This is a genomic window from Geminicoccus sp. (genome assembly GCF_035556675.1).
GTDB lineage: Bacteria > Pseudomonadota > Alphaproteobacteria > Geminicoccales > Geminicoccaceae > Geminicoccus.
Genome location: NZ_DATMFZ010000307.1, coordinates 1 through 4,368, shown reverse-complemented (window position 1 = coordinate 4,368; position 4,368 = coordinate 1). Strand labels below are relative to the sequence as shown.

Annotated in this window: 5 protein-coding genes; 1 reads left to right on the top strand and 4 read right to left on the bottom strand. The window is 69.1% G+C overall.

Annotated elements, in window-relative coordinates; all coding sequences use genetic code 11:
• The coding region (locus VNS22_RS21415) for an anthranilate synthase component II (RefSeq protein ID WP_325736078.1) at positions 1–507 on the bottom strand (507 nt) is incomplete at its 3' end.
• A gap of 143 nt (positions 508–650) precedes the next feature.
• On the opposite strand from VNS22_RS21415, the gene VNS22_RS21410 reads away from it, so the two are divergent.
• Positions 651–1,631, top strand: coding sequence for a L,D-transpeptidase family protein (locus VNS22_RS21410; RefSeq protein ID WP_325736076.1), 981 nt, complete (start codon positions 651–653; stop codon positions 1,629–1,631).
• A 5-nt stretch (positions 1,632–1,636) separates the two neighbouring features.
• Here the strand turns inward: VNS22_RS21410 and VNS22_RS21405 are convergent, their stop codons facing one another.
• The 3 genes from VNS22_RS21405 to VNS22_RS21395 form a co-directional block, all read right to left on the bottom strand.
• Positions 1,637–2,572: a cyclase family protein gene (locus VNS22_RS21405; protein ID WP_325736075.1), complete on the bottom strand. Its 936-nt coding sequence runs from the start codon at positions 2,570–2,572 to the stop codon at positions 1,637–1,639.
• Positions 2,573–2,651: 79 nt separating this feature from the next.
• On the bottom strand, positions 2,652–2,897 hold the full coding sequence (locus tag VNS22_RS21400; RefSeq protein WP_325736073.1) for a hypothetical protein: 246 nt from the start codon (positions 2,895–2,897) through the stop codon (positions 2,652–2,654).
• A 191-nt stretch (positions 2,898–3,088) separates the two neighbouring features.
• Positions 3,089–4,368 (bottom strand): S8 family peptidase (locus VNS22_RS21395; RefSeq protein ID WP_325736071.1); only part of this gene is annotated, 1,280 nt, incomplete at its 5' end.

The following is a 4,368-nucleotide window of genomic DNA, read 5'->3' as shown; positions in this document are numbered from 1 at the left end:
GTGGAACTGGACACCGTGGACCGGCCGCGCGCAGTGGCGCAGGCCCATGATGGTGCCGTCCTCGGCAAAGGCATTGGCCACGAGCCCGGTTCCTGGCCGGGTCACCAGCAGGGAATGGTAGCGGATCGCCTGGAAGTCCTGGGGCAGGCCCCGGAACAGGCCAGTATCGTCATGGCGGATCCGGCTGGGGCGGCCATGCATCACGGTGGCCGCGTAGTCGATTGCCCCGCCATGCTCCACGGCCAGGCCCTGATGACCCAGGCATACGCCGAGGATCGGCCCTGGGAAGGTGGTGAGCAGTTGCGTGCAGATGCCGAAGTCGGCCGGCCGATCGGGGCGCCCGGGCCCGGGCGAGATGATCACCGCCGCCGGATCGAGCCTTGCCAGCAGGGTCAGGTCGAGCGCGTCGTTGCGCAGCACGAGCGGCAGCTCGCCCGCCACCTCCGCCACCAGATGGGCGAGGTTGAAGGTGAAGCTGTCATAATTGTCGATCAGCAGGATCCGCATCATCGTCGCCAGGGCTGGCCTCGGGGGAGGGGTGGCCGCTGGCGCGGCAAAGCACAAGAGCCACCGCCAATCCCGCTTGCCCTGGTCCCGTTGCCGCGAAACGATGGCTCGGGCTGAACCCGAAGCCGCCGGAGCGACCTGCCGTGCCCCCTGCCTCCATCCGACGCCGCGCGCTCCTTCTGAGCATGACCATGGGCTTCCTAGCGGGGCCGGCGTTCGGGCAGGCGGTCGAGGACGACCATCTCCTGCGGCCAGGCCAGTTCGCCTGGCATCCGGAGCGTTCGCCGGAAGGGCCGGTGGCGGTGATCGTCTCGATCCCCGACCAGCTCACCCATGTCTATCGCGACGGCATCCGGATCGGCGTCTCGACCTGCTCCACCGGCCGGCCCGGCCACGCGACGCCGACGGGCGTGTTCGCCATCCTGCAAAAGCAGGTCGACCATCACTCCAACATCTATGATGGCGCCGAGATGGCGGACATGGAGCGGCTGACCTGGACCGGGATCGCGCTGCATGTCGGCGGCTTGCCGGGCTATCCCAGCTCGCACGGCTGCGTGCATCTGCCACGCGCCTTTTCCGACCGGCTCTACACGATCACCCGGGTCGGCACGGTGGTGATCATCGCGGACGCGACCTCGGCACCGGCCGAGATCGTCCATCCGGGCCTGCTGCTCTCGCCTGAGGCCGAGCGCGAGATCGACGACGAACTGCAGGCCAAGGGCGGGCAGAAGCTGCCCATGGCGGGTGCTGCGGCGCCGGCCGGCCCGTTGGCGATCCTGGTCTCCTCCGCCGACAAGCGCTTCGTGATCCAGCGTGGCGGCGACACGGTGGCATCGGGTGCGGTGACGATCGTCGATCCGGGCACGCCGCTGGGCGAGCACGTCCTGGTGCTGGCCGGCATCGGCCCGGACGGTGCGCGGTGGCAGGCATTCCGCCACGGCCAGGCGGCTGGTGGCCCGCCGGAGCCCCAGCCGGGGCAGATCATGGCGCGCCTGCAGGTGGACGAGGCCGGGCGGACGGCGATCGCCCGGCACCTGCACCAGGGGGCGCTGCTGATCACGACCGACCTGCCGCTGACACCCGACCGGCAGAGCGGCAGCGACCTGGTCGTGATCAGCTCATAGCCGCGTCACGGCTGCGGCGTCGGCCGCATGACCCCATCGGCGCCGCGCCGCAGCGGGGCTGGCTGCTTGGGCAAAGGTGCGCCCGGCGCCTCGGCGATGGTGACGCCGTGCGGCCAGTCGGCGGGTGCGATCGCGACATAGCGGGCATAGCCGCCGGTACCGCCCAGCGGCTTGGCAAAGCCGATGGTCACCAGCGCGCCGGTGGGCGGCACCAGGTCCAGGTTGGTGACACCCTCGGCCTGGGTGAAGTGATTGTGCAGAAGCCAGGCCTCGCCCTCAAGCGTCGGCGTGGCATCGGTGTCCAGGGGCTCGTGGCCGTGGAACAGGATCTTGCGCTCGAGATGGAGGAATTTCAGCGTGTCGAGCCCGACCCCGGGGAAGGGCTTGTCGTTGAAGTGCGCGACGTCGTCCCACTTCTTCGACCAGTCGGAGCGGACGAACACGACCGACCCCTCCGGGATCCGGCCATGCTCCTTTTCGAACGCCTCGATGTCCGTGACCTGGAGCGCATAGCCGGGATCGGCCGCGACCTTGGCGGACATGTCGATCACGACCAGCGGCCGGACGGCGAAGGTCGGCGGCAGGTCGCTGATGGTGGCGCCGTATTCGTCCCAGTGCGCCGGCGGGTCGAGCTGGGTGCCGTACTGGTCGGTCGGCATCTGGTAGGCAGAGGCGACGAAGCCGTGTTTTTCGTAGGTGAACTCCTCGCCCTTGGCGACATAGCCTTCGATGTCCCGCCCGGCCACGGCGGGGCCGAAAGTGGCGTTGGCGAAGCCCGGCCATACCGGCTGCACCGGTGCGAAGGCATGGGTCAGGTCGATATATTTCGCACCCTTGAGCTGCTGCTCGTAGACACCCCAGAGGCCGCCATCCTGGGCATTCGCCGGTGCTGCCAGTGCGGCTGCCAGCACGATGCCGGCACAGATCCTGATGCCACCCATCCACGTTCCCTCCAGCCAGGGACGGCGCGAGTTCGCCATACCGAGGCAGGGGGAGGATGAGCGCGCCGGGCGGGCGGCGCTACTGGATCTCGGCGTTGGGCGGCGCGATCTGGAACTGGCGGCAGCGCTCGACATGCGCCACGCCCTTGACCCGGCGCAGCCGGCTCAGGACCCTTGGATCGTCGACCGAGCCGGACACGGTGCCCAGCACGGCCATCTCGTTCTCGATATGCAGGCCGGCCTCGGCCATCTCCTGCAGGACATCCGCGAAGTCCTTGAGCCTGGCCTCGTCGACCGACACCACGACGTTGAGCCTGTCTGACATTCGAAGCCCCGCGAGGTACCCACCAGTATATGGTGGGCGTTCGATCATAGTGAACGTGCCTCGAATCATGGGGCTGGACAAGGTGCCACGCAGCGACTGAAAGATGAGTTTGCGAGAACAAAACTAGAACATTTAGCGAACACTTGCGTTTGAGCTACCTGGGTATGCACAGAAGTGATCGCACCTGCCGGTCACACCGGCGCCTGCACCAGACCAGTACCGACGTCGCGGGCCGGCTGGTCCAGGCGCCGCGCGGTCTGGACCAGCCGTGCCCACAGCGCCTGGCCCCGGGCACCAGGATCGGCCTCGGCATACAGGGCGGCGATGCCGGCGACGTGCGGGGTCGCCATGCTGGTGCCGTTGATCGTGTTGTAGGGCGGTCCAGGCCAGGCGGAGTAGACGGCCACGCCCGGGGCGGCGAGGTCGATCTGGCCGCCCTGTGGATTCAGGCCGGCGCAGGAGAACCAGGCGACGTCCAGACGCTCGTCTACCGCCGCTACCGCCATGATCGAGGTGCAGTTGGCGGGATGGCCGACCGGGGCCAGCCGGTTCGGCCGCTGGCTGCTGTTGCCTGCCGCGGCCACGATCAGGCTGCCGGCCGCGAGCGCTCGCCGTCCGACCTGCTCGAACACCGCCGACGGCGTGGCGTCGGCGGCCACCGGTGCCCCCAGCGACATGGAGATCACCACGCAGCCATTCGCCAGCGCCCAGTCGATGCCGGCCAGGATGCTGCCGTCCGAGCCGCTGCCCGCGTCGCTCAGTACCTTGCCGGCATAGATGGTGGCGTTGCCCGCCACCCCGTAGCGCGGCAGGCGCTCCGGCCGGAGCGGCCCGCAGGCCGTGCCGATGCAGTGGGTGCCGTGGCCATTGCCGTCCTGGACCTCCTCACCGGCGATGAAGCTGCGTGCCTCGATCGGCCGGCTTTCGAAATCGGAATGGTTCAGGTCCATGCCGGTATCGAGCACGGCGACCCGAATGCCCTGGCCGGTCCAGCGGGTGGTGGTGGCGCGTACTGCCTGCAGCCCCCAGGTGGCCTCGCTCTCGTCGGCCTGCGGCAGGAGGCCGGCAGGCCTTGCACCATCGCCGATCAGCCGGTCCAGGATCGAGTTCACGCCGTCGCGATAGCCGCGCAGATAATCGATGGACAGGTTGGCTGCCGCCGTATCGGTCGGTCGGGTGGGCACCGGCTGAGGAATGCCGATCCGGCCATTCGACAGCGCGTGGACGATCCGCTCCGGCTCGATCGCCAGGATGCCCTCGCCCGTGCCGACCGAGTTCAGGGCGTGGAGCTGATCGGGCGGGGTCGCGACCACCGCTACCCGCAACTGGTCGAACAGGATGCCATCCGCCTCGGCCAGTGCGGTCTGGATGGACTGCTCGCTGAAGTCGCGGGAATGGGCCACCTTGAGGCCGGCCACGCTCTTCAGCGCCGAGATCCCGGTCCGCACGTCGTCCTCGGGCAGGAGGACCA

Coding starts and splice junctions, on each gene's coding strand:
- VNS22_RS21405 (WP_325736075.1), bottom strand. CDS start 2,572: ATGGGTGGCATCAGGATCTGTGCCGGCATCGTGCTGGCAGCCGCACTG.
- VNS22_RS21400 (WP_325736073.1), bottom strand. CDS start 2,897: ATGTCAGACAGGCTCAACGTCGTGGTGTCGGTCGACGAGGCCAGGCTC.